Source organism: Bacillus salipaludis (assembly GCF_030938565.1).
GTDB lineage: Bacteria > Bacillota > Bacilli > Bacillales > Cytobacillaceae > Neobacillus > Neobacillus salipaludis_A.
This window is the reverse complement of the sequence record NZ_JAVGVR010000001.1, coordinates 6110001-6136334: the sequence shown is the minus strand read 5'-3', so window position 1 is coordinate 6136334 and position 26334 is coordinate 6110001. Positions and strand designations below refer to the sequence as shown.

20 protein-coding genes and 2 pseudogenes (1 of these 22 cut by a window edge) are annotated in these 26334 nt (G+C 41.8%); 8 read left to right on the top strand and 14 right to left on the bottom strand.

Annotated features, from left to right (window positions below; translation table 11 throughout):
* Positions 1 to 195 precede the first annotated feature (195 nt).
* Entirely contained in the window at positions 196 to 885 is a 690-nt protein-coding gene (locus tag RCG21_RS30460; protein WP_308914182.1) for a response regulator, read from the bottom strand.
* Between the two features lie 2 nt (positions 886 to 887).
* Complete coding sequence (locus tag RCG21_RS30455) at positions 888 to 2474, bottom strand: ATP-binding protein (protein WP_308914318.1); 1587 nt, start codon at positions 2472 to 2474, stop codon at positions 888 to 890.
* 280 nt (positions 2475 to 2754) lie between these two features.
* Between RCG21_RS30455 and RCG21_RS30450 the strand changes: the two genes are divergently transcribed.
* The 4 genes from RCG21_RS30450 to RCG21_RS30435 all read left to right on the top strand — a co-directional run bounded on the left by RCG21_RS30450 (position 2755) and on the right by RCG21_RS30435 (position 6680).
* Positions 2755 to 3582: an ABC transporter ATP-binding protein gene (locus RCG21_RS30450; RefSeq protein ID WP_133339967.1), complete on the top strand. Its 828-nt coding sequence runs from the start codon at positions 2755 to 2757 to the stop codon at positions 3580 to 3582.
* Positions 3545 to 4402 carry an ABC transporter permease gene (locus RCG21_RS30445; protein WP_133339935.1) on the top strand — a complete coding sequence of 286 codons (858 nt, stop codon included), beginning with the start codon at positions 3545 to 3547 and terminating at the stop codon, positions 4400 to 4402. Before RCG21_RS30450 ends, RCG21_RS30445 begins: the two co-directional genes overlap by 38 nt.
* Before the next feature lie 56 nt (positions 4403 to 4458).
* Entirely contained in the window at positions 4459 to 5514 is a 1056-nt protein-coding gene (locus RCG21_RS30440; protein ID WP_308914181.1) for an ABC transporter substrate-binding protein, read from the top strand.
* 437 nt (positions 5515 to 5951) lie between these two features.
* Positions 5952 to 6680, top strand: a complete 729-nt coding sequence (locus RCG21_RS30435) for a YwaF family protein (RefSeq protein WP_308914180.1) — start codon at positions 5952 to 5954, stop codon at positions 6678 to 6680.
* 179 nt (positions 6681 to 6859) lie between these two features.
* Here the strand turns inward: RCG21_RS30435 and sstT are convergent, their stop codons facing one another.
* The 4 genes and pseudogenes from sstT to RCG21_RS30410 form a co-directional block, all read right to left on the bottom strand.
* Positions 6860 to 8098: a serine/threonine transporter SstT gene (sstT, locus tag RCG21_RS30430; RefSeq protein WP_308914179.1), complete on the bottom strand. Its 1239-nt coding sequence runs from the start codon at positions 8096 to 8098 to the stop codon at positions 6860 to 6862.
* A 538-nt stretch (positions 8099 to 8636) separates the two neighbouring features.
* Positions 8637 to 9802 (bottom strand): annotated as a pseudogene (locus RCG21_RS30425) (Ger(x)C family spore germination protein).
* A gap of 4 nt (positions 9803 to 9806) precedes the next feature.
* Entirely contained in the window at positions 9807 to 10907 is a 1101-nt protein-coding gene (locus RCG21_RS30415; RefSeq protein ID WP_208025438.1) for a GerAB/ArcD/ProY family transporter, read from the bottom strand.
* A 13-nt stretch (positions 10908 to 10920) separates the two neighbouring features.
* A pseudogene (locus RCG21_RS30410) lies at positions 10921 to 12446 on the bottom strand (spore germination protein).
* A 233-nt stretch (positions 12447 to 12679) separates the two neighbouring features.
* Between RCG21_RS30410 and RCG21_RS30405 the strand changes: the two are divergent.
* The gene (locus tag RCG21_RS30405; protein ID WP_165976409.1) at positions 12680 to 13759 is read left to right on the top strand and encodes a RelA/SpoT-related domain-containing protein; all 1080 of its coding nucleotides are present in this window, start codon (positions 12680 to 12682) and stop codon (positions 13757 to 13759) included.
* Between the two features lie 425 nt (positions 13760 to 14184).
* A complete protein-coding gene (locus RCG21_RS30400) occupies positions 14185 to 14655 on the top strand; it encodes a hypothetical protein (RefSeq protein WP_133339920.1) in 471 nt (156 codons plus the stop codon).
* Between the two features lie 43 nt (positions 14656 to 14698).
* Here the strand turns inward: RCG21_RS30400 and RCG21_RS30395 are convergent, their stop codons facing one another.
* The 6 genes from RCG21_RS30395 to RCG21_RS30370 all read right to left on the bottom strand — a co-directional run bounded on the left by RCG21_RS30395 (position 14699) and on the right by RCG21_RS30370 (position 21818).
* Positions 14699 to 15799, bottom strand: coding sequence for a site-2 protease family protein (locus tag RCG21_RS30395; protein ID WP_308914177.1), 1101 nt, complete (start codon positions 15797 to 15799; stop codon positions 14699 to 14701).
* A gap of 42 nt (positions 15800 to 15841) precedes the next feature.
* A complete protein-coding gene (locus RCG21_RS30390; protein ID WP_372512777.1) occupies positions 15842 to 16402 on the bottom strand; it encodes a M15 family metallopeptidase in 561 nt (186 codons plus the stop codon).
* Positions 16403 to 16704: 302 nt separating this feature from the next.
* On the bottom strand, positions 16705 to 18069 hold the full coding sequence (locus tag RCG21_RS30385) for a glutamine synthetase family protein (RefSeq protein WP_235824952.1): 1365 nt from the start codon (positions 18067 to 18069) through the stop codon (positions 16705 to 16707).
* A complete protein-coding gene (locus RCG21_RS30380; RefSeq protein ID WP_133339914.1) occupies positions 18063 to 19262 on the bottom strand; it encodes a M20 metallopeptidase family protein in 1200 nt (399 codons plus the stop codon). Before RCG21_RS30380 ends, RCG21_RS30385 begins: the two co-directional genes overlap by 7 nt.
* 16 nt (positions 19263 to 19278) lie before the next feature.
* Positions 19279 to 20649, bottom strand: a complete 1371-nt coding sequence (locus RCG21_RS30375; protein ID WP_165976408.1) for an APC family permease — start codon at positions 20647 to 20649, stop codon at positions 19279 to 19281.
* Positions 20628 to 21818, bottom strand: coding sequence for an amidohydrolase family protein (locus RCG21_RS30370; protein WP_133339912.1), 1191 nt, complete (start codon positions 21816 to 21818; stop codon positions 20628 to 20630). The genes RCG21_RS30375 and RCG21_RS30370 overlap by 22 nt, the downstream gene beginning before the upstream one ends.
* 301 nt (positions 21819 to 22119) lie before the next feature.
* On the opposite strand from RCG21_RS30370, the gene RCG21_RS30365 reads away from it, so the two are divergent.
* Entirely contained in the window at positions 22120 to 23874 is a 1755-nt protein-coding gene (locus RCG21_RS30365) for a sigma 54-interacting transcriptional regulator (protein ID WP_133339910.1), read from the top strand.
* 12 nt (positions 23875 to 23886) lie between these two features.
* On the top strand, positions 23887 to 25215 hold the full coding sequence (locus RCG21_RS30360; RefSeq protein ID WP_133339908.1) for an aspartate aminotransferase family protein: 1329 nt from the start codon (positions 23887 to 23889) through the stop codon (positions 25213 to 25215).
* Between the two features lie 99 nt (positions 25216 to 25314).
* Here the strand turns inward: RCG21_RS30360 and RCG21_RS30355 are convergent, their stop codons facing one another.
* A complete protein-coding gene (locus tag RCG21_RS30355; RefSeq protein WP_133339906.1) occupies positions 25315 to 25770 on the bottom strand; it encodes a hypothetical protein in 456 nt (151 codons plus the stop codon).
* A gap of 15 nt (positions 25771 to 25785) precedes the next feature.
* Positions 25786 to 26334 carry the 3' portion of a hypothetical protein gene (locus RCG21_RS30350; protein WP_133339904.1) on the bottom strand. It continues 216 nt past the right edge of the window, so only the last 549 of its 765 coding nucleotides appear in the window; its start codon lies beyond the right edge, outside the window — the gene reads right to left on this strand; it ends in the stop codon at positions 25786 to 25788.

Below are 26334 nucleotides of genomic sequence, written 5' to 3'. Positions count from 1 at the left end.
TTAGATCATATCAACACTTTTTGCCCGGATATTGACACAGATTCCGATTATATCAACAAATTTTCGCAAGATATCAACACTTTTTTGGGATATATCAACACTTTAGCAGGATATCTCAAAAGTGAGCAAAAGAAAATGACGTGGAAAGTTCACCACGTCACGATTTTATCACCAATTTTTTTGAAAAATCCAATCCTACTCCACTAGCCGGTATAATCTCAATGGCCGGCCCACGGTTCCGTATTGCTGTTCTTCAATCAATTCATGTTCTTCTACCAAATGAGAAAGATACGTTCTTGTCGTGGATAGACTAACACCGGCTAATTTGGCAATTTGGTCGGCGCTTAAGGGACTGGCTGAGTTGGAGAAGCATTTTTTTATTTTTTCCAATGTCCTTAAATCAATCCCTTTTTGATAGAGTGGGAGTGCGGTTGATTCCGAGATTCGCAGCTTTTTTAAATCATCTACGGTTCCTTGGTCCAAAAGGGTGGAACTTGAGAGGCGTGATTTAAATTTTAAATACTTATTTAAGGAGGTTTTCAGCTGGTTCAAGTCAAAGGGCTTGATTAAATAATCGATAATGCCAAAGCGAAAACCGTCCTCCACCACTTCTAGCTCTTTTGCAGCCGTTATCAAGATCACGTCACAGCGTTTATTTTGTAAACGAATGGCGCGAAGTAATTCAATTCCGGAAGAATCGGGAAGATAGACATCCAGCAGCACTAAATTCGGTTCCACCGATTCAAGCATCATAATCGCTTCTTCGTAGTTATGGGCAGTCCCCGCCAACTGATAACCTTTCTGGGCAGAGATAAATTTACCATGCATCCTGGCAATCATGAAATCATCATCCACCACCAGTACCCGCAATTCTTGGTCAGCCATTCTTATCCCTCCTTAGGTAAGCTAACTTGTAATACTGCTCCTTCTGATGAAGAATTCATCACGACACTTCCCTTTAATCGTGAAACCAAGCGGGAAACTAATGCTAAGCCAAATCCACGGCCTTCTCCTTTTGTTGTACCGCCATCAGCAAAAATTTGATCGCCGAGTTCCGGGTCAATCCCTGGCCCATTGTCGCTTACTTGTAAAATCAGCTGGTCTCGTTCTTCTTTGATGTAGACCGATATCACCGCTGCGTCATTTTCTGTTGCCTTCGTGGCTATAGCTTCCACTGCATTTTCAATCGCATTTCCCAAAATAGTTAAGACCGTTTCCCGATGAGGACAAATCTCCGATACCTCGGAATATTCACTGATGGTAAGCCCGATTCCTAATTCTTTTGCCCGGTGCATTTTTCCAATTAGAACACCGACAATTGCGGGGTCACGCACCCTCGCTAGAAAAAAGTTAAGGACACTTTGCTGTTCATGATGAACATCCTCAATAAGGTCCTTTACCAAATCAAATTCCTTCATATGAATCAGCCCTGAAATCAGGTGGAGCTTGTTCATAAATTCATGGCGCTGACTTCTTAGGGTATCGACATATTGTCCGATATCGGCCAAGCGCTGATCCAACTGATCGAGCTGCAGTTTATCACGAAAGCTAGCGACAGCCCCGATTACTTCCCCATTCAGTTTCACAGGAATTCTGTTAACCACCACTAATGAATTCCCCATAATCATTGGCTGGTCATAGTGGGAAGTTCCTTCCTCTATGATTTCATGCAGCCTAGAGTTAGGTAGGATGGATTTTATCGATTTCCCAATGAAATCACCTGTATTTTTCTCTAGCATGCTTTTCGCTTCCTGATTGAAGGTCATGATTTTACCGTTCGTGTCAATGGCGACTATTCCTTCCCGAATCGATTCGAGAATCGCCGCTTGCTGTTGGGTGAGAAACGCAATTTCGTAAGGCTCTAAATTGAGAATTTCTTTTTTAATATGGCCTGAGAGGAGCCAAGCCCCTATTAAACCAACAACCAATGCGATGAAACCGATTCCAATTATTTCGAGAATGAGAGAGGTCAGTTTTTTCCAGATATTCTGCATTAAAAAACCTACAGAAACTACGCCAATTTGTTGATGCTTTTCATTAAAAATAGGGTATTTCCCGCGGATGGAAAGTCCGAGAGTCCCCTTTGCCATCGTAATACTCCCATGACCCGAGAGAACCTGTTTGTCATCATCGCCCACCATATGCTTGCCAATTTGGGATGTGTCGGGATGGCTGTAGCGAATTAAATTCATATTGGAAACTACAATAAATTGTGCCCCCGATTCTTTTCGGATTTCTTCCGCGATGGGCTGGATGGTGGAAGCGGGATTCGGATTTTTAAAGGCTTGAACCACTTCCGGCAGGCCCGCTACTGTTTTGGCTTCAGACAAAGCATTACTCCCTATCTCACCATACTCCCGGTGAACCATAATCAAGGATAGAGTCACGATAAAAAGAACAAGGACAAAAAGAAGATTTAATAAGATGAGAAGATTCATTTTCGTTCGTAACTTCACTTGTCTTTTTTTACCCATCAAGCTCATACACATCCTAGTTAGCTTCAATGAAGATAATTTTCAGAAAAATAAAACTATATTTATTTTAAAGTAAAAACGGAATGCCAGTCTATATCAAACTAGTATTTTTTCGCGTTGTTAAAATCATTTAAATTGTTTTTATTGTGTTTATTCAGGATATTGTGTAAATGTTTTCGTAATGTTACGAATTTTCTATAATCATGTTTGTAAACGTTACCAAGAAATCAAGAAATGGGGGAATCAAGTGGGTGCATTGGAGAAAAAGGTGTATCGGGCTATGACCGATTCAACTCCAACCATGATGGAGTTAAACGGCGTGACAAAGGAGTTTGTTAAGCCAACTGGAGAAGTCCATACCGTATTGCGCAATATTGATTTGAAAATACCAAAAGGGGAGTTTGTTTCCATTGTGGGACCAACGGGTTGTGGGAAATCGACCACCTTAAGCTTGATCGCCGGGTTCGAACCGCCATCTGCCGGAGAGGTTCTGATTTCTGGTGAAAAATTAGAGGGAATTAACCCAAGGGCCGCCTGTGTTTTTCAAACAGAAAATGCCTTTCCGTGGAAAACGGTCATTGACAATGTTTCGCTCGGACTGCGAATGCGGGGCAGATCCAAAGCGGATGCCTATGAGGAGGCAAGGAAATGGATTGCCCGTGTCGGACTTAAAGGCTTTGAGGGCCATTATCCTTCCCAGCTTTCCGGGGGGATGCGTAAGCGGGTTGCTTTAGCACAATGCCTCATTGTTCAACCCGAGATTCTTCTAATGGACGAATCCTTTTCGGCTCTTGATGTCCATACAAGACATTTAATGGAAGATGAGTTGCTAAGGATTTGGGAAGAAACCTCTGCTTCCGTCTTTTTTATCACGCATGATTTAGAGGAAGCGATTGCCTTAAGTGATCGAGTGATTGTTCTGACAGCAGGACCGGGGGCAACGATTAAAGGTGATTATCGGATTGATTTGCCGAGACCGCGTAATGTAGCTGAAATCAGTTTTGATCCAGCTTTTATGAGAATCCATAAGCAGATTTGGGAAGATTTGAAGGACGAGGTGATGATCAGTTATGAGAACGCAAACAAACTCCATTCCAAATCCAGTTAATGAGGAAGTGGTTTCTCGAAAAGCGGAAATGCGGAGAAAGGCATTAAAACTTCGGGCGAGAAATCTATGCCTGCAACTTGCGCTGTTTATCCTTCTTATGGGTGCTTGGCAATATCTATCCAGTCGGAACATCATTGACCCATTCTTTTTCTCGAGTCCGTTTGATATTGCAAAGCATATCTGGGGATGGGCGGTGAATGGAACAACGGCGGGTCCGCTTTATAAGCAATTCATCATTACCTTCGAAGAAACGATTCTTTCTTTTATATTGGGGGGGATTGCCGGAATTATTTTTGGCTATGCACTGGGAATGAACGAACTGCTATCCGTGATTTTAGGACCTTATATTAAGATGATCAATGCGATTCCACGGGTGGTCCTTGTCCCGATCTTTATCTTATGGTTTGGTCTTGGTATGTCGTCAAAAGTTGCTTCGGGATTAGTGCTTACGTTCTTCATCGTATTCTTTAATGCTTTTCAAGGGGTTAGAGAAGTTGATCGTAATTTAGTCAACAATGCTCGATTATTAGGTGCTAGCAAACGTCAATTAGCTAGACACGTCATTATACCGTCTGCACTAACATGGATTCTTTCAAGTTTACACTCAAGCTTTGGTTTTGCCTTAATTGGGGCTGTAGTAGGGGAGTTCATTGGCGCTACGGAGGGTCTAGGATACTTAATTGCCCAAGCACAGGGGGCATTTGATACCACTGGGGTATTTGCTGGAATGGTCATTCTATCCATCACCGCCTTGATTGCGGATTGGGGAGTGTCAAAACTGGAAAAACGGTTTATCGCATGGCGGCATATCCGTCAATAAATCGCAGCTAAACATGTAGGGAGTTTTATTTTTACAAAAATAAGGGGGAATTACGAATGGGTAAGACAATGAAAAGATTAAGTATCGGGGTTTCAGGTATGGCCGTTGCAGCCATGCTTCTCACTGGTTGTTCTTCCAATTCTTCCACAGCTGCATCAAGCACACCGAAAAACACCAGCAGTACAAAGGGTACACCAAAAGTTTCGATTATGGTGGGCGGTTTAGAGAAAATTATTTACCTGCCTTATATGCTTGCTGAAAAACTGGGGTATTACAAGGACGCAGGAGTGACAGTTACACTTGTCGAGGAAAGTGCTGGTCAGGATGCGGAATTAGCCCTACTAGCAGGTCAGGTGGATGGTGCAGGCGGTTTTTATGATCATACTCTCGATTTACAGACAAAAGGGAAAAAGGTGGAAGCCGTTGTCACGATGGCCGACGTTCCGGGCGAACAGCTGATGGTCGCCAATCGCTTAAAGAATAAGGTAAAAACATTAGCGGATTTGAAAGGACTTACCATTGGTGTCACGGGGCTTGGGTCATCAACCAACATGCTTGCTAGCTATAATGTCGTCAAAGGCGGCAATAAAGAGAGCGATTACAAGCCGCTGCCTGTAGGAGCCGGTCAAACGTTAATCGCAGCGATGCAAAATAAACGAATTGATGCTGCTGTTACAAGTGAACCAACTGCTTCCCTTCTTAAAAATAAACATTTGGCCTACACCTTTGTGGACATGAATTCAAAAGAGGGCACAGAAAAAGCATTAGGGGGAAGATATGCTGCAACTAGTTTATATATGACGAACGATTATGTGAAGGCGCATCCGGATGTTGTTCAAAAACTAGCCAATGCCTATGTCCGAACATTGAAATGGATGAGTACCCATACACCTGAGGAAATAGCCGACAAATTGCCTGAAGAGTATTACGCCGGGGATAAAGCCCTGTATATCCAAGCATTAAAAGGCCAGCTTCCAATGTTTACAACGGACGGAAAAATGCCGAGCGGGGTACCGGAAAATGTAAAAAAAATTCTTTCTTCCTTTAAACCGGTACAAAATGTCGACCTCAGCCAAACTTATACGAATGATTTTGTGAATAAAGTGCAATAAGTCATGTCTGACCGGGAAGCCGATATATGGTTTCCTGGTTTTTTTAATGTATTTGCGGCCTGTTTTGTAGATATCAACATTTTTCAACCGGATATCAACACCAATTTGATTATATCAACAAATTTTGGCCGGATATCAACACAAATTCCGACTTTATCAACAAATTCCCGTAGGATATCAACAAATTTTGGGGATATATCAACAATTGGGCTGAAAATTCACATAAATTATTAACTTATCCACAATAAACGTTCCAAATAAATTCGGAAAATTACTGGTCGTATTGATTGGCCGCAAGTTCTAGTCTCTCTTATTTAAGCTTACTTGGAATTTCAAATAATGTTCCATTACAGGTAGTGTGTTGGCCTTTACCTTGTATGACACATCATTTAAAGCACAAACTAAAAGGATGAAATTTAATTAATGAGGATCTTAAGATGCAAAAATACTTTCAATTTCCTTCAAAACTTGATCCATTTCGCCTTTTTTCCGTACAGCACCTTGTAACAATCGGGATTATTTTTGTACTCTGTATTCTTCTGTTTGTAATGCAGAAGGAGCTAAAGGAAAATTGGAAACAAGGGATTGTGCGTTTTTCTCTCGCTGTTCTCTTAGTAGTTTCTGATGTTTCATATCATCTTTGGTTGATCGAAGAGCATGCATGGTCCATCAGGAGGGATTTGCCGCTGCATCTTAGTGACCTTGTTGTCATCCTTGCCGTTGTCATGTTGCTTTTGAGAAGCGATAAACTTTTTCAATTCATGTATTTTGCTGCGCTTGGCAGTTCCATTCAGGCCATCTTGACGCCTAGCCTTGATAAATTTTCGTTCCCTCATTTTCGCTATATTGAGTTTTTTGTTTCACATGGAGGGGTGGTTTTGGCTTGTTTGTTTATGGTCGCAGCGTTCTATTATCGGCCAGCCATCTCATCCATGTGGATAACTATTCTGCTCGTGAATCTATATGCACTATGTGTTTTTTTTCTTAATATGTTACTTGGCGCAAACTACCTGTATATCATGAAAAAACCTGAATCTGCTTCTCTTTTAGATTACCTGGGTCCATGGCCGTGGTATCTTCTTTCATTGGAGCTGGTGATGATTCTGAGTTTTTACATTCTCTATAGTCCATTTTGGATTAAAAGAAGATATCAACATAAATCTTGATTATATCAACACACTTTGGCCGGATATCGAAACAGATTCCGATGATATCAACATATTTTCTCCGGATATCAACAAATTTTGGGGATAGATCAACAATTGGGGAGCACATCTACATAAATTAGGAACTTATCCACAAATACAAAAACCACACTGAAATTTTCAGTGTGGTTTGTTCCATTTTACGCTGCTTTATTAATATCAATCTTTTTGCCTTCTTTACGCCACTTGTTAAATTCAGCTGTTGCTGTAAATAGAACGTCTGTGGAAGAGTTGAGTGCTGTTTCACAAGAATCTTGTAAAACCCCAACGATGAAACCTACACCAACTACCTGCATCGCAACATCATTTGAAATTCCAAATAAGCTACACGCTAGCGGGATCAATAATAGGGAACCGCCGGCAACTCCTGAAGCACCGCAAGCACACACAGCTGATAAAACGCTAAGGATGATTGCTGTTGGAATATCCACATGAATACCGAGTGTATGAACCGCTGCAAGCGTTAAAACAGAAATCGTTACGGCCGCACCTGCCATGTTGACGGTAGCACCTAATGGGATTGATACAGAATACGTATCTTTATCCAAACCTAGTTTTTCACATAATTTCATATTAACCGGGATGTTTGCTGCTGAGCTGCGTGTGAAGAATGCTGTAATTCCGCTTTCCTTTAAGCACTTTAATACAAGTGGATACGGGTTTTGACGGATTCCCACGTATACGATCAATGGATTTACCACAAGTGCGACAAAGAACATGCAGCCGATTAACACGACTAGTAATTTTCCATAGCTTAATAAAGAGCCAAGTCCGTTTGCGGTAATCGAATCAAATACAAGTCCCATGATGCCAAGTGGGGCAAATTTGATGACCCATGTAACCACTTTCGAAATTGCGTCGGAAAAATTGGCAATCACGGTTTTGGTTGAATCGGAAGCATTTTTTAACGCAAAGCCTAGAACGACTGCCCAAGCTAAAATACCGATATAGTTGGCATTGAAAATGGCTTTAACCGGGTTATCGACCACGTTCATCAGTAAGGTTTTAAGGACTTCTGATACTCCGCCTGGCGGTGTAAGGTCCTGGGCGCCCGTTCCGAGTTTTAGACCAACCGGGAAGATGAAGCTAACAATAACAGCAATCAGTCCTGCTAAAAAGGTTCCTAACAGGTAAAGTACGATAATGGATTTCATGTTGGTTTTGTGACCGCTTTTGTGTTGTGCAATAGCAGACATAACTAAGAAGAGTACGAGTACAGGTGCAACGGCTTTTAAGGCACCGACAAATAAGGAACCAAAGATTGCAACTGGTTTTGCTGTATCAGGAATCGCTACCGCTAGGATTATCCCAATAATTAATCCGATAATAATTTGTTTTACTAGACTTAATTGATTCCACTTTTTCAGTAGATTTTTCATCGATTCGACCTCCGCTAGTGTAAGATGAAATGCAATAATTCAGAGCCGTTCTTTCCTTTGACCTTGGGTTACCCTTGCAGTTAGAAGGCGATTATTATCGTAAGTTCATTCTATAAAACTATTCAATTAATAATATTATAATGAAAATTTAGATATATTACAATAGCATTTCAGGTGGGAATCGATGGGGAGGTAGTGTGATAGCAGGAAATTCTTTTTTTAGATGACCTTACTGAAAAAAGCATTCTGGTCTCCACCTGAATGCTTTGCTTACTTCCTCGAAAAAACAGTACTATTTTGCCAACCACTTCCCCAGCGGTTCATACATCCAGCTCACAAACTGCGTGGGGCCTGGAAGATCGGGAAAAAGATTAGCAAAATCGCCAAAATCCATCCAAGAATAGACAGGGACAGAAAAGCAAACTTATCCCTTTTTTGATGCTGGTGTAGTTTTGGCCATTGGTAGAGAATCATGGTTAAAATGATCAGTAGACTTCCTAACAAAACTCCCCATTTCATTTGTAGCCCCACCTTTCGTTTAAGAACTCATGCCCTGTCTACGGATTTTACTTTTTATTTGGAACGACACCTCTACATTCGGAAAAATTTTATCCCAATGATTTTTTTCCTTGTTCCATCTGTCGGGATATTTACGGTGGAAGGCTTCCGCAAAGCCAAACACATCTGCTTTCATGTCCTTTTGAACATGTTTCAAGGCGAGCCTCATTCTGTTTTCAATGGCTTTATTTACTTGCTTTTCAATCATTTTCCCTACTTCAGGATTGGATACATCCAATTTTGTTGTATTTTGGACAATATCACTATTTGATTCGGCTTGGAGCGTGATCTTCCATTTACCGTTCTTAATTTTAGGCATTAGCTTTGAACTGGCCTGCGTTAAGTTCACCGAAATATATCCTTCCGTATGAGGCGGATTAATCGTAACAATGGCTAAGCGAATTTCATCTCTCAGCCACAGCACGCCCCTTGTGACAGAAGAGTCAATCACGCCAACCATTTTATCCTTCTTGAAAATCGCAGTACCCGTGATATAGGCGATTGTTTGTTCTTGCTTTTTCCCTTTCTCCGGGGGCAGGATTTTAATCCAGGGCAGGGCACAATCTCCCGAATCGCTAATCAACATTTGCGCTAATTTTTTTGTGGTTACATCCATTCCGACTTTATGTTGAACTAATTCATTCAACACCTCAGACAAGTCTCGTTCAAGCGGTGGCATTAGCTCCAAAATATCTTTAGCTTTTTGTTTACTGACAAAGATTTCACCGCGTTCTCGAAGCTGCGGATGCCGCATAATAAAATCAATATGGTCACGAATCCCGTCTTTTGCCAGCGCTTCATTAAAAATAAACACTTCACTATCCCCAGAAAAATCGTCCGCGGCAGTTTTTCCTGCAGTTTTGACATCGCATCGGCAATGGTGGTTCCTTCCGCCGACCGGACCAAAACGTTGGAGCTATTACCACTGCTGTTGATATCCATTGACTGCTGGCTCCCGCCGCCTTTTGGGATAAAGACGAGGACGCTTAGTTCAATTTTATTATTCGCTTTTTTATCAATTCCCGTAGCCGTTACTAAAGCTAAATCATTTACTTCCTCTCGATCCCAACAGGCTGATAAAAACAGAACGGTAAAAATAAAGAGAATGGCCAATGCACTTTTTTTAATGATTTGCTGGGGAATCATTCTGTTAAGATCCTTTCCGTTGTTGAGCTTTCATTCGAATAATGGCAATGAGCCATAATAGAAGTGGAATCACCACTTGAATCGATAGAATATAAAACGCCCCTGAGGTTGCAAGAAAGTGGGACAGTTCCTGTAAATCACTGGCCGACCATATCCCACAAAGGATGACCAAGAAGCCAATGGGTAAAACGATGGGACGAAAATCAGAAAGCTTAAGCCATTGAGCTGTGCCAAGTGTAAGGATATAGTAGAAAACGGTAATTTTAATAAAGGTTCCTGCAATCCAAATTGCCATGACAATCGACTCTAAATGCTCCAGAAAGTCGGAAATGCTAATATAGCGGGCGGCCACCATGACCGGATAGGTTAAGTGAGAGGTCAAATTTCCAAACAGCATTAGATTCATGATATTCGTTAGTACCATTAAAAATAAAACGCTGCCGACTGAAATCATTCCCCACTTCATTCCTTTAGACCTTTCTGACAAATATGGTAAGAAAAACGAGACAAGGATGAATTCGCTAAACCAGCTTTGTGGGACGATGGAGCCCATTAAAGAAGGTTTGATTCCTTTTTCCATAATGGGAAACATATTTTTTATTTCTAAATCCTTAATCAGCATGACGAAAATTAATAGATACAAAAGAGTCACAAACGGGACAATCATTTCGGCTGCCCTTCCAATGACTTCGATTCCCCCCATAACCGCAAAGGAACAAACTAGGACCATTGTTCCAATGATAATGACCATGGGCGTTTGATGCAGGAAGGTCCCGGAGACAAATTCCCCATATTCCCGAACGATGATGCCGGTTATGTGCATATAAAAAAGAAGGAAAATGGCTCCGACTACTTTTCCGAAAAATTTCCCGAGGATCTGTTCACTATATTCAATGATGGTATCTGTTGGATAAAGCTTGTTCAATTGATGGGCGACAAAAAGGACTAAAAAACCAATAACGGAGGCCCAAATGGGTGACAGCCATAAGTCTTGATGCGCTATTTTTGCCGTGATAGCGGGTACGAGAAGGAGAACCGTCGCTGAAATAGCCGGGTTCATCATGAGAGCCATTTGGGTTGGTGAAATTTTTCCGCGTTCGATCATGTCTCATCCACTCTTATTCGTTTTCATTGTTAGGAGAAGGTTTTTGGTTGCTTGACTGTCGAAATTGATTATATTCACTGCTCCAGTTTGGGCGTTTTTTTAGCGACCACCATGGAGCTCTGATTAAAATATCCTTCATATCGGATTTTTTCATCGGTGCCATTGGCTGAAGATAGGGAATGCCAAAGGAACGGATGGTACACATATGAACAATAATGGTAAGAAGCGCAAGCATAATTCCTACGAGTCCGAGTGTCCCGGCTAGAAACATAATCGGGAAACGAAGAATTCTTAGGGCGATCGAGGCACTGTAACGTGGGATTAAAAAGGATGAAATCCCTGTAATCGCCACTACGATGACCATTGGTGCAGATACGAGACCCGCGGAAACCGCTGCTTGACCGATGACCAACGCTCCGACAATGCTGATCGCCGAACCAATATTCTTAGGTAGACGAATTCCTGCTTCTCTTAAGGCTTCAAAGGTAATTTCCATCAGGAGTGCTTCGATAAGGGCTGGAAATGGAATTTGCTCCCGAGACTTGGCAACACTGATCAAAAGTGAGGTAGGAATCATTTCTTGATGGTACGTAAGAATGGCCACATAGACAGAAGGAAGCAGCAAAGCAATTAATAAAAAGATATAACGAAGCCAGCGAATCAATGTGCCGCTGATAAATCCTTCATAATAATCCTCTGCCGATTGCAGCAAGGAATAGAAGGTAGTGGGGGCAATCAGGGCGAAAGGTGTGCCATCTGTTAAAATAACCACATTTCCTTCCAGCAGACCTGCTGCCGTAACATCGGGCCGTTCGGTATTTAATACTTGTGGGAAAGGGGAATAAGGATAATCCTTTATAAATTCCTCAAGGTATCCACTTTCTAAAATCCCATCAATATCGATCCGGGTTAAACGTTTTTGGACCTCTTCAATGATTTTTTGATCCGCAAGCCCCTCCATATACAGGATGACGACTTTTGTTTGGCTATATCTTCCTACTTGAATGGTTTTCGTTTTAAGGTTTGGGCTCTTGATTTTTCTGCGGATCAGCACAATATTGGTACTGATTGTTTCGATAAAGCCATCTCTTGGACCGCGAACGACGGTTTCAGCAGTTGGTTCCTGAATCGAACGTTGCTCCCATTTGGATAGTCCGGTAGAGAATCCCGCTGTTTGCTGATCGATTAAAACAACCGGGTTTCCTGATGAGACCTCTTTTACGACATCATTGAAGGTTCTAACCTCATTTACACCTGAAATCGTTAGCTTTTTTTAAGAATAGATTGTACATCTGGATCCGTTTCCTGTCCCATTAAGGGGTGAAGGACATGCTGATCAATTTCTTCGGTATTTGCCATCCCGTCCACATAAATTAGAGCGGCATTCGTTTTGTTACCAATCAAAAAATGACGAAAAATGATATCGGAGCAATCCGTGTAGATGGATTGCAGGCGTTCGATGTTTTCGGTTAAACAAATGGATAAGGACCTTTGGTGATGGATTTTTGTGTCTATGCCCTGGTGGTTGTTTTGTTCCATGTTCTTTTGTAATCGTTTTTTTCCAAAAAACATAGTCCATTTCTCCAGTTATCGGATTCAATCAGTTGAAATCCCATTTTTTATCTGTTTTAGTATGAATTAGAAGGCGAAATTTTAATCAAAAATATTTTGAATCTATTTTGATTTGGCTAATATTTCCTTAGAACAACAGGAAGAATAGAGCATTATAGAGTTTGTTGGTGGGAAAATTGGCGTTAAAAGGGGAAATGCATATGTCTTTAGAAAACCAGCAGCAACCGTTTTTCAAATCTTATAATATTGATGAAGGAGAATTCAATGAGGCTGGCCTTGTTTGGTCGGAGGTTATTCAGATCTACCAAGATTTTCTGGAGTTTATCCCTACCTTAAAGGCAGCCACTTCTCCCTTGCTATCCATTCTTCAAAGTCATCCGGATGTTCATTCAGTTCGGACACGGGTGAAGGACCCAGAGCATTTAGTGGAAAAAATCATACGGAAGACGATTAGCAAAAAGAAGTTAAATCGGGATTATAAAATTACCGTGGGGAATTACAGAACAGAGGTAACGGATTTACTAGGAATTCGCGTTCTCCATTTATATAAGGATCAAGCGATTCATATCGATGAAAAAATAAGAGATACATGGAATCTCCATGAGCGGGCGAAGATTTATTTTCGTAAAGGGGATTATAATGATGCCGAGATTCGAAAGTACAGCGAGCATTTTGACTTTGAAGAACATCCGGCCGGATACCGTTCGTGGCATTATTTGATTGAGAGCCAAATTACGAAGGAAATGACGATTGCCGAGATTCAAGTACGGACGATTTTTGAAGAGGGCTGGAGTGAAGTTGACCATCAGCTCCGCTATCCGTATGATTTGGAGAATGAGTTATTGACGAAGCAATTGATGGTATTAAACCGGTTGGCGGGTAATGCTGATGAAATGGTTAATTCGATTCGGGAAACGAAAACGAATTTGCATGATCTTTTGGAGGAGAGAAGGAAACAGGAAGGGATTATTCATGATCTCAGTAATGAGTTAAAGGAGTTAAAAAATGAGCTGGAGGAAGTTTACCATAAGAAGGAGATTCAAGAAGAGGATTTAAATTCTTTACGAAAAAAAATAAAGTCTTTGGAAGACTCACAAAAGAAATTGACCTATTATGATTTTTCTCTTGCAGGCAAGGGAGCGGATGGAGGGACTTTGCCTGTTGTCGAGGGTGGAGATTATGTGAACACGGTAAAAGAAGTGGAGAAGATTCAATTGACTTCTGATCAGTTGAAACTCCATAATCCGCTGCTTCGGGGGCTGGATACAACGAAACAATAATCTTGTTTTGGAGAGGTGTTTGAGGCACTTCTCCTTTTTTATTTGTTCCAGTTCTCGACAATTTTTTTAGGGTTTTGGCTCTGTTAAACCTGGTTGTTGATTTCCGCTCCAGGCACAAGCGGTTCGTGGGCGGTTCGGGGAGCCTCCTCGTCGCTTCTCTCCTGCGGGGTCTCCCCTGTCCCGTACTCCCACAGGAGTCTTCGTGCCTTCCGCTCCAATCAACGCTGTTTAAAAATTAACAGTGTCCTTTAACACAGCCATTGTTTTAAAGATGGAAGGTCTTGTTTAGCAAGTATTGTATCGTTTCTAATCAAACGTTTGGTTAAACATGAAAAAAGGGGAAGGGTGTCGTTCCATGGAAATTATACTATCAGGACAGGTTGGTGCATATTCTAGATTGATTAGTTTTTTAAAAGGAGATTTTCATGTATAGAAGATCCGCTCAATTTAGAAGGATTGTTGTTGGAGCTTTGCTGGTTGTGGGTGTGTTTGTTGTTTTTCAGGTGATTCGCTGGAGTTTTTCTTCAGAGGATAGCCAGGTAAAAGGGGTGGTAGAGGATTTTTATCATTACGAGCAGGATAGCGATTTTGCCGGTTCGTGGGGGTTGTTTCATTCATCGATGAAAGAGAAGTTCAATAAAAGTAATTATATTCAGACGCGAGCGCATGTGTTTATGAATGACTTTGGAGTGGATACTTTCACGTATAAGGTCGGCAGCCCGGAGGAATTGGGGAAATGGCAGATGTCGCAAAAAGGGCCATCGTTCCAGCATGTCTATAAGGTCCCCGTCGTCCAAAGCTTCAAAGGGAAATTTGGCAATTTTGATATTCACCAAAATGTATTTGTTTTAAAGGAAAAGGGTGAATGGAGGATTGTTTGGGATTATGCGAAATGATTTTGAAAAAATAGGTCAGACACCCGTGGGGCTGACCTGTTTTTTAACGGTTCAAGGCATTTCGTATTTCCGGATGGTTCATAAGAATTTCGTTTCCAAAAAAATAACTAATTGACAGGGCAACGATTAAACCAAGATAGATTAAAAATAATTGCCACTTCGTTTTCTTATCTGTTTTGTAATAGGTTTCCGTTATTTGTACATCTTTTTTATACTCTTCTATGACTTTTTCGAATTGGATTAGCGTTTGTTGAATCACTTGTTCATTTTCGTTTTGCGCTTCTTCGCTTAGATTAGGGACACCGGATAATTGCTGAAGGTAAAAATTCTTGCTCATTTTTTCAATTTCAGACACCAGTGTATCAAAAGCATTTTTCACTTCCGGTTGAGACATGTTCCAATTTACTTCTTTCAGAATCGGTTGAATGGATCCTACATGGTTCGATGTTTGCTTTAATTTGTTTAATAGGAGACCAAGTTTTTCGGCTTCTTCTTTGCTGGAATTGAGATTCTTTTGTTTTCTATAGGTTTTGTACCATTCAATCGAACCCAAGATGACAATCAAAAAGCCTATAAAGCTTCCTAACTTAATCGAAAATGCCACTAACAACACAATCCCTAAGCCCCAAAGCTTGGTGCTGATTCCGGCGGCGATTCTTCCGCCATCTAATGGTGTGATCGGGATTAAATTAAATAAATTAATGGTCCCGCCTAAAATGATGCAAAGCGCCCAAAATGGTTCGTGTGTGAGAAAGTATAAGGGAATGGCCGGCAAAAAGGATAATAATCCAAAAAGGGGTCCCATGTAAGCCAAGTATCCTTCATCTTTTGCGCTTTTTGGCATTTCCTTTAGTCCAATCGCTGCACCGATAAAGGGAATAAATACGGCCGGGCTGACGGACAGTTTTAGCTTTTTGGCCGCATATAAATGTCCCATCTCATGAACAAACAGCAAGTAGACGAGGGCTGCGGCAAACTTCCAGCCAAAAATTAAGGCGTATGTTCCAAGCGTTATGAACATGCTGATCAGTGTTTGGAGTTTAAGAATTTTAAAAGCGACCAAAAGATATTTTAGTTTGCCGAGTAATAGTAATCCTAATGTGCCCAATATGCCCCAAGAGGATTTCTTCACGCTTTTTTTCAAAAAAGCACCTCCTATTATAAAACTTCCTGCTTATCGTTTATTTTATTTACTGGTTAAGGATGATCCAGGTGGTCTCTGGCCGTTCTGTAAATCGGCAAGTGTTAAGCCAAAGTCCATTTGTAAATGGGGATAATCTTTAAATTGGGGCCAATCACCGCCCCATTGAAATCCTAAACCTTTTGCGATGGCCACTACCTCGTCCCAATCCGGCAAGCCATTTTGATTTCCATCATAGTTCCGATCCCAAATCACATTGGCGGATGGAGTTTTTAGCGCAAAATCAACGGCAAGTCCATAATTGTGAAAAGACTCTCCGCCCTTGGCATACGTTACAATGGTCCCGCCGGCTGTACGCCCTTTTTTATAAAGTTGATCCTGGTCTTCTGCGCTGCGGAAGCCATCGGTAATCACAACCGTGATGCCTTTTTTCGCAGTTTGCTGGATTAATTGATTGGTTGCTGCTTTTACCATTGGGTTGAGCCCAGTTGGTAGGGAAACGGGTTGTTTCTTTGTTTGCATTTGAGACGCAATATATAGATAAACGAAAATCGCTAGAAAAAGTATAAACATAAAGCTTCCAAATCGTTTCAGTTTCAAAACCATATTTCCTTTCATTAAAATCATTTTGACATTAACTTATACGTAAAATATAGAGTTATTGTTTCATAAGTTTATCTAAATTTCTATTCCCGTGCATTCGAGTCGTTTTATCAACTCATTTTTGGGGGATATCAACACAAATTTTGATTTTATCAACACTTTTATAGAGTATATCGACATAGATTCGGATTATATCAACACTTTTTCGCTGGATATCAACACAAATTGCGATTTTATCGACAATTTGAATGGAAATCTCCAATAAAAAAGGAAGCATGAAAACATCATGCTCCTCGATCAATTGGTTAAAACCGCGATGCAAACAGGTTCCTTTCCCAATCACTTACATATTTTGAATACTTGTCCCATTCGGTTCTCTTGATATTGATAAACTCTTCCCAGATGGTGCGGCCGATGGTTTGTGCTAGGACTGAATCTTCGGCTAAGGCGTTAATGGCTTCATTTAGGCTTCTTGGTACCCATTTGATGCCTCTTTCTTTCAATTGGTATTCACTTACCGTGCTCACATCAAACTCAACTGGCTCACCTGGGTCAAGTTGATTCTGAATTCCGCGAAGACCTGCTGCCACAAGGCAGGCGGCAAGCAGATACGGATTACAAGTCCCATCAGCGCCCCTGAATTCGAAGCGTCTTGTCCTTCTTTTTTCAGGAATCCGCACTAATACCGAACGGTTTCCTGAACCATAACAAATATGTGCAGGCGCAAAGGATCCAGGTTGCATCCGCTTGTATGAGTTAATACTTGGAGCACCAATCGCGATGAGCGAAGAGGCATGCTTTAACAGTCCGCCAATAAAGTGGTAGGCTTTTTCGGACATATCCAAACCGCGTTGATCCGTGGAGTCTTCAAAAAGATTCTCACCTTCATCAAATAAACTAATATGAACATGGAGACCACTGCCGGCATGGTTTTGAAATGGCTTTGGCATTAGGGTGCCTATTAATCCTTTGTCACGGGCAATTTGCTTATATAGATGCATGAACGTAACCTGATCGTCAGCGGCTTTTAAGGCATTTGTATATTTTAAATTGATTTCAAGCTGGCCGGGGCCATATTCACTTGATAATTGCTCGGTTTCAACACCCATTGCGTCAAGGGCGTACACAAAGTCTTGAATGAAATCCTCCTGAATATCTGCTCCTTCGATCGAAAAACAATGGCTATTGTCGGCGGGTACGAGTTGACCGTCGACTTCTTTTAATAAATAAGCTTCTTGTTCAAAGGCCATATTCATTTTTCCGCCAAGAAGGGTTTCGACCTCATTGAGAAGCCGTTTTAAAGCACTTCTTGGGCAGCCATGCCATGGTTCCCCGTTGATATCGACTAAATCACAAAGCATCCGGGCTGTGTTTTTTCGATAGGGAAGGATGGCAAAGGTTTGTGGATCCGGGATGGCAAAGAAGTCCCCATCGTTTGCCCCAAATGCCGGGTTCGGAATATATTCATCAAACACATCGAAGCTCATAATCGCCGTACTAAAATTGATTCCCTTTTCCATTGCATCTTTTAGTTGAAGCGGACGAATCGTCCGGCCGCGGGTGATGCCGGCATAATCGAGAAACTCAACACGGATGAATTCGATGTTTTTCTCTTTCACGATTTTTAATACGGTATCTTTTGTCATCATTTCTTTATCTTGTACTAACATTTTTCTTCAACCCCTCTTGATAGTTTCGTTAATACGGTTGAGGTAAATAACTGCACCCCGATTGGAATGATGGATTCATCAAATTCAAATTGCGGGTGATGCAAATCAAATGCCTGTTTTCCTTCGAGCGCTGTACCGAGTCTGAAATACGTACTTGGGACGATTTGGGCAAATGTCCCAAAGTCATCTGCGCCCATTGATGGTTCCTTTAACTGAACCACTTTTTCCGAACCAAATAGTTCAGCTGCACACTCCTCAACTGCTTTCGTGACCCACTCACTGTTAATGACTGGTGGATGACCATCTTTATAGTGAACATTGGCTTTTCCGCCAAAGCTTTTAGCGATACTTTCACATAAATTAATCAGCTGTGATTTTAATTTTTTCCTTGTTTCAAAGGTTACGGCACGGGTTGTTCCTTCCAAAACCACTTTGTCGGCGACGATGTTGCTTGCAGTCCCACCGTTAATTTTTCCAATATGAACGACGACCGGTTCTACCGGGTTACTAGATTTTGTTACGAGTGTATGAAGGGCTTGGATAATCTGCGAGCTGATGGTAATGGCATCAATCGCTTGATGTGGTCTCGCACTATGACCGCTCTTTCCTTCAATTTCTATCGTAAAATCATCACACGAGGCTGTAATGGCCCCATATTTAATTCCAATCGTTCCATGTGGCAGGTGCGGCCATAAGTGCAGGGCCAGCATTCCATCTATGGAAGGAGTTTCAAGCACGCCAAGATCTATGAGTTGCTGGGCAGCACCGTCCGCCTCCTCGCCGGGTTGAAAAATGCAGCGAACACGTCCTGAGATTTTGTCTCTTAATCTATGAAGCTGGTAAACGGTTCCGAGGAGAATGGTCGTGTGACCATCATGTCCGCATGCGTGCATGACTCCTTGGTTGGCGGATGAAAAAGGAAGCCCGGTTTGTTCTTGAATGGGAAGGGCATCGATATCAGCCCGAATGCCGATATGAGGGCCCTGTCTGTTCCCGCCTATAATATCAACAAAAATTCCAGTTTCTCCAATTCTATTATAAGGGATTCCCCATTCTTCTAATACTCTAGCAATATACCCGCAGGTATTGTATTCCTGAAAGGATAATTCAGGATGTTGATGGAGATGTCGGCGTATCTCAATTAACTTTTGTGTGACCTCTTCGCTTACTTTAATTTGCTCTTTTATGATCATCCTAAAATCCTCTCACTTACATAGATTCTTTTTTTCTATCCGAAGTAGAAATGGTTCTCGATTTATTGAAAACTTTAAACAGAAGAAAGAGTACGCCCATCCAGATGACGCCGCGTAAAAGGGTCATTGGAGTTCCGATGAAACTGCCGTAAAAGACAATGGCAATTCCAATAAAACCTAGAATCGGAAACAAAGGATAGAGCGGCTGTTTCCATGGGAGCTGGAGAACCTCTGATTTTGCATTTTTTCGATAAAGAACACTTGCAATTAAGGCTAATGTCCAGGAAACCAACCATGCAAATACCAATTGGTTCGATAATTCTACGTAAAGGAAATCCGGATTGATCATCCCTAAGATAATTAAGGCAACCGATGCCGCCCAGACAACGATAATCCCATTGACTGGAGTACCTGTTTTTGGATGAAGACGTCCGAAGAACGCAGGGAGGTATCCGCTTTTTGCCTGTGCGTAAAAAATCCGGGAAGCGGCATATAAGGTACCCATGAGCAAACAAGTTGCTGCAGCAATCCATGCTGTCATATTCATGATATAAGCACCGGCAATTCCGAATACTTGATTGGCTGCAATGGTAAATGGCGAATCATCAATGGTCACTTTATTCCACGGGATAATGCCCTGTAAGACAAACTGTGCTGCTGTGTACAAAACTAAGAAGGTAATACTAGACCATACCAATGCTTTCGGAAGATCCTTTGGATTTTTCACCTCGCCGCCAGCGGTTGCTAAGGTTACAGCACCCAAGTAGGCATAGGTGCCTAATGGAATGGCTGCCCAAAACCCTTTTGATCCGTGTGGCATGAATGGCGTGAAATTATGGATGTTAATATCTTTTAGTCCGATGATGGAGAAAAGAGCCATTACCACAGTCATAATGATGACTAATAGAAGCTGCGTTTTGGCTGCAATTTCGGTTCCAAGAATATTTAATGCCGCGAAAATCGTCAAGAACAGGATGGCAAAAAACGCGGGCCATAGATCCCCTTTTAGCTGCGGGAAAAACCACATGGTGATTCTGCCGATTGCGATTCCGACGCTGCCGCCGCAAATGACCCAGCCAAGTGCAAAGGCAAATCCGGACAAAAATCCCCACCAACTTCCCATAAACCGTTCGACCCAATGGGACATGGCCCCGGCATTTGGCATTCCTACCGCTAGTTCACCAAGTGCAATCATAAGGAAAAGTTGTGATAATCCAGCAATTCCATAGGCAACGATGGAGCTTGGACCTGCTGTGGCAATCCCTTGCCCCATCAGGAGGAAGATTCCGTCCCCGATCACGGACCCTACTCCAAGAGCCCAAATCGCCCAAAACCCAAGTTTCTTTTGCGGAATCATCTCTGTCACTATTTGCTTATTGTTTGACATACAGCAGCCTCCTTCATGTACTTTTGATAAACATTTTCATAGTTTCGGTATAGGACCATTTCTCCAATGGTCTGTGCGGTTTCGACATCCATGTAATCTGAATCAACCCAGGAATTTAATACTTCTTCAAAGGACTCTTTAAACAGATGGACGCCCATCCAGTTCATTTCCGGCACGGTAAAGGCATCAGAGCCGTACATTACCTTATCAAATGGCGCAAATTCAAATACTTGAGATAAAATACGTTTCACCCCGTGGCCGCTGAAAGGATTTTGCAAAGAGATATCCATATAGACATTCGGCAGGATGCTGACAATAAAGGCAGCTTCCTCCATCCATGGATAACCGCCGTGAACGAGATGAACTTTGGTATTTTCATATTTTTGATCGCGGAGCATGTCGATGAGGAAGCTGGGACTTGCTTTCGAAAGGACGACTTCTCCGTCACCGACACCAGTGTGAATATGCATGACTTTGTCCGTCTTCGTACATTCTTCCATTGCTATATGTAGGCAATAGTCACGGAATTTTTTTACAACGGCACGGGTATTGAATTTAAATTCCGCGTATTCTGCTGCCGCAGCCTGCTCATCCATGGGAGCGATTTCCAATCCGCTTCTGTAGGCAATAATCGACTTTAGTCCAACGATTCCTTTTGTATTTAAGGCCTCTGTCAGATTTGCACGATATTTTTCGTTGAAGTCAGCAAAGGACTCGCATTCTTGACTGAGTTGAACCATGGCAGGTTCGATTCGGTGGATTTCCCAGATACGGGCTCCGCAAAGGTCGGCATATTCTGCTTTGCTTAATGGCGGTTGCGGGTAACCAAAATCACCGACTACTCCGGTCAGTCTTGCATCTGAAAAAAGATCGTGAGTATATTTTTTAAAATCGACTGCCCTCGCATTGCGCTGCTCGACTACCGCTTCAAGGGTTGGCTCGCATGAAAAATATTTTGCTAAACGCTTAACAAGGATTTGCATCCACATATTGGTTCCAGGGAATGGCTGATTGGGTAGTCTCTCGTAATTGGCAGGTATTTGGTTTGGAATAACGGCTAGGGACAGCTTTCTGACAAACTCTTCTGGAGTGTATGGTTCTGTGTTTTTTGTGTAGGGGTGTGCATGAACGTCTATTGCTTGAATATTTTTTAAAGAAACTTTCATCATTTGTTAATTCCTCCTTTACGGTTTCATTAGAATAGTAGCAAGTTTTATGCCAATCGGTTTTGAATATTCAGAATTGGGTAAAATCAAGGCTATTGTAGGAAAAGTTGAATTCTATTAGCCGCAAAAAAATGTTGAAAGAAAAATATTTTTCAGAAAAATATTTTTCTATTTTTAATACTATACCGAATTTTCTGTTTTATATATCTTTTAATATGTTAATATTTTGGTAGAAAGAGCTTACATTTTAAAGGGTGACAAATTTTTTTCGCTTAGAAATTTTTCGGAAAGGGTGGTGATCAAAGTGGATGAGCAGTTTCGTTTATCATTTTTAGATGTTTGGAATCATTCGTTCGAAAGTATCATCCTGTTTAATGAACAAGGGACGATTTTGTCCTTAAACCGTCCGGCGGCGCGTTTGTTTTCGGAAAGTCCTTCTACGCTTAATGGTGCTTCGATATATGAGTTGATTCCATCCGAGGATTTTAAAAAATGCCTTCAAAAGAAGGGGAAAACAGGAGTTTCTATTCTTTTGGGGACCAAACAATTAGTAGCCAATATCTCATTTTTTGAAAATAACGAGTTGTACCTGCTATTTTTGAAGGATATCTCGCAAGTTCAGTTACTGCAGCATCAAATTCAGGAATTGAAGAAAACGAAGCAATTATTTAATTTGATTCTGGATCAGTTAGAAGAAGGGATCTCTGTCATTGATGAACAGGGAAGGCTTCTCTTTTATAACCTTAAAGCAGGTGAGATGGATACATTGGAACCTGAGGCGGTTCGAAATAAAAGGGTACAGGATGTTTGGAATGTCGATGAAAATACAAGTACCTTATTAACCTCGCTGCGAACGAGAAGGACGCTTCATCACAGAGAAACGAAATTTTCCTCACACGGGAAGGCGATTACCACATTAGCCAGAACGGTTCCGTTGGTGCTGAATGAAAATGTTTCGGGAGCCATTGAAATATTAAAAGATATCACGGAACAAAAACATCTTTCCGATACTATCTTACAGCTGCAAAAACAGGGCAAAGGTGATTTGGAATCGTCAAATTCTTTCTCTTCGCAGAAAAATAATACCCGGTTTCAGTTTGAGGACATTATCTTTTCAAGCCGAGAGATGGCTCAATCGGTTGAACAGGCACGCCGGTCGGCAAGGTCAAAATCCAATATTCTCATTGTGGGTGAAACGGGAACGGGCAAGGAGCTGTTTGCTCAGAGTATCCATAATGAGAGTCCTAGAAAAGATAAACCGTTTATCGCACAAAATTGTGCAGCACTTCCGGAGTCTTTACTTGAAAGTTTATTGTTTGGAACAACGGCAGGCAGCTTCACCGGCGCTGTCAACCGTCCGGGACTTTTTGAACAAGCGCAGGGTGGGAGTCTCATGCTCGATGAAATTAATTCGATGAGCATTAATCTGCAGGCGAAGCTTTTGCGGGTGATTCAGGAACGGAAGGTGCAGCGCCTTGGTTCGACAAAGGTAATTGATATTGATGTAAGGATCGTTGCTACGATGAATGAGGAACCGTTAGAAGCAATCGCCAACCAACGGCTTCGTGAGGATTTGTATTATCGGCTTGGTGTGGTGAATCTCGTGATTCCGCCTTTGCGCAATCGGAAGGAGGATTTACGGGTATTAATTGATCACTTTATTACCAAACATGCTGATCTATTAGATGTACAGGTGGATGGGGTGGACCAGGATGTTTTTCATTATTTTATGAATTTCGGATGGCCTGGGAATGTCAGACAGCTAGAGCATGTTATTGAGGGCTGCCTTAACCTTGTTTATGATGAGCGGACCATCGGCTTCAATCATTTGCCGCCTATTTTTAAAAATAAAATTCAGCAGGCAGAGAGTACTTTAAGTCATGAACCCTTATCGTCGTTTTCAGGAAGTCTTCCTGAGCAGATTGAAAGGCTGGAGCGTGTCATGATTGAGCAAGCGATGAATCATGCGCAAGGAAATATTACGAAGGCGGCGGAACAGCTGGGGATTTCAAGGCAAAATCTCAATTATAAGCTGAAAAAATTTCAGATTTTCTTTTAAGGGGGAGAGGGTTTGGAAAACACGTTTCTTGAGGCAGAAGGTCAAGTGATTGCGGATAGTTTAAAAATTCGTTTTTACCCTATTGCGGTAAAGGCTGCGAAGGGTACGCGGGTGATAGATCAATCTGGAAAGGAATATTTGGATATAGCGGCTGGTTGGGCGGTTGCGAATATTGGCTATGGACATCCTCGTGTGGGTGAGGCGATTAAAGAAAAATATGATACCTTATCGTTTACTTCACAGCTTTCGGCTCCTGAGTCGACGATGGTTTCTTTGGCTCAGAAATTAATCGAGATAACACCGGGTGATTTTTCAAAAAAGGTTTGGTTTGGCCATTCTGGTTCTGATGCGAATGATTGTATTGCGAAATTGGTTCCGCTTGAAAAGAAGCGTTCCAGAATGATTTCTTTTATAGGTTCTTATCATGGGCAGACGATGGGATCGCTTTCGCTTTCTGGGCATCCCGCCCAAGCAGGTTTTATCGGTAGTGGCAATGTGGTGAAAATTCCTTATCCGAATCCGTATCGACCGCCATTTGGGGTAACGGATCGTCTAACAGATCAGTGTATTGGATATTTAGAGCAGGAAGTGTTTAAGACGATTTGTCCGCCCGGTGATACGGCTGGAATCATTGTTGAGGGAATTCAGAGTGATGGCGGGCTGATTGTCCCGCCAGAGGATTTCCTGCCTCGGCTTGAAGGGGTCTGCAGGCGCTATGGTATTCACCTCATTTTTGATGAGGTGAAAGTGGGGCTTGGACGAACGGGTAAATGGTTTTCGTTTGACCATAGTGGAGTGGTTCCGGATGCTGTTGTGCTTGGTAAGTCGCTTGGCGGCGGACTGCCGATCAGTTCGGTTGTAGCTAGACGCGAAATTCTTGATGCAGGCATGGGGGTACATATGTTTACGATGAGCGGGAATCCTGTCTGTAGTGCGGCGTCGCTGGAAAATTTGCAGATTATTCAAGAGGAACAGTTAGTTGAGAATGCTAGGGTGAATGGGGAATATTTTATTGGTCTGTTAAAGAATCTACAGGAGAAGTATGAGTGGATTGGGGATGTTCGTGGAAAAGGGCTTGCGATTGGTGTTGAGTTGGTGGAGGACAGGGTTACGAAAAAGCCCGCCGCTGAAAAAACGGCCGCTATTTGTTATCGCTGCTATGAGCTCGGTCTGCTCGTTTTTTATGTAGGCATCCACAGCAATGTTATTGAAATCACCCCGCCACTCACCATCACCAAACAAGAAATTGAATTAGCCGTATCTATACTCGACCAAGCCTTTTCAGACTTGGAAAAAGGGAAGATTAACCTGGATTTGGTGAGGGAGTATAGTGGGTGGTAGTTTGGGGTCTAACCTCCGCTCGGTTGAAAGGCGTTATGACAATCTGTAAAAACCAAAAATCAAAATGCCAACAGAGGCTGAGTCTTTGTTGGCATTTGTCTAATTCTTATCTAATTTAGTTAAACCAAGTGCTCCGTTTTCCCATAAAATTTTTTCGACGGTTTTCCATTGATCTTCTTCACAGCGAATCATCAAGACAATTTCGGAACTAATGTTTTTTGACCCTCCTTTCCCTTTTTTTACAATCAATAGTTTCAGTAGAAATCCTAACAAGAGACCAAAGATTGCTCCGATAATTCCCCAAATAATCGGGCCCCATTTTAAAATAAATCCATAGATAGACCCTAGTAGCATGAAACAGGTCCCGAGGATTGCTGCACCGTCAAATAGACTCAATCCATCCGCTCTATGGATGGTATCAAACAGTTGTCTTTTTCCGGCTCTCTTATCAAGTGGAGCAGCAAAGATCTTTTCATGCGATAGGCCGTTTTGTTTAAGTTCTGTAATCGCTAATTCAATAAATATTGAATTTTCGTAGGTAGCAATTACTAACATGGTATTCACAATCCTTTATAGGGGAGTTTTAAAATGAATCTTTTGATAGTTTTTTCGTAAATATGCGGCCATTTCTTTTTCGAACAGTTTATTGTTCTCAACTGCAGAAACATAGGCATCGTAAATGATGAAAAAGTAGATGGATGGAAAATAAAGTGCCCATTGCATATTGATCGTCTCTTTAGCCTGTGTAAAATCACCTAGCATTGATAAGTGGATCGCATAAAGAATATGGCCGTAATAACAAATCCCGACGGTATAAATAAAAATAAAGAATCCTGAAACTACATTATGTAGATAAAGATGACCGAGACCAGGGAACAAGGCTGACCAGACTAATGCTAGCCAAGGCTTCCGTTTATCCAGGTAGTTCATATCCCAAGAGCCCATTTTAATATTCAACATGGGGGCATCCTCACGGTCTGCCAGTACATATTGTTTGTTTAAGTCAATGGTGGTCCGATATCCGTCCCAGATGCTGAACATATAAATGGCTATATAGAGAATTAACCACCTTTCATCTAGAACTTCTTTGGCTCTGTCAAAGTTACCTAATAAGGAATA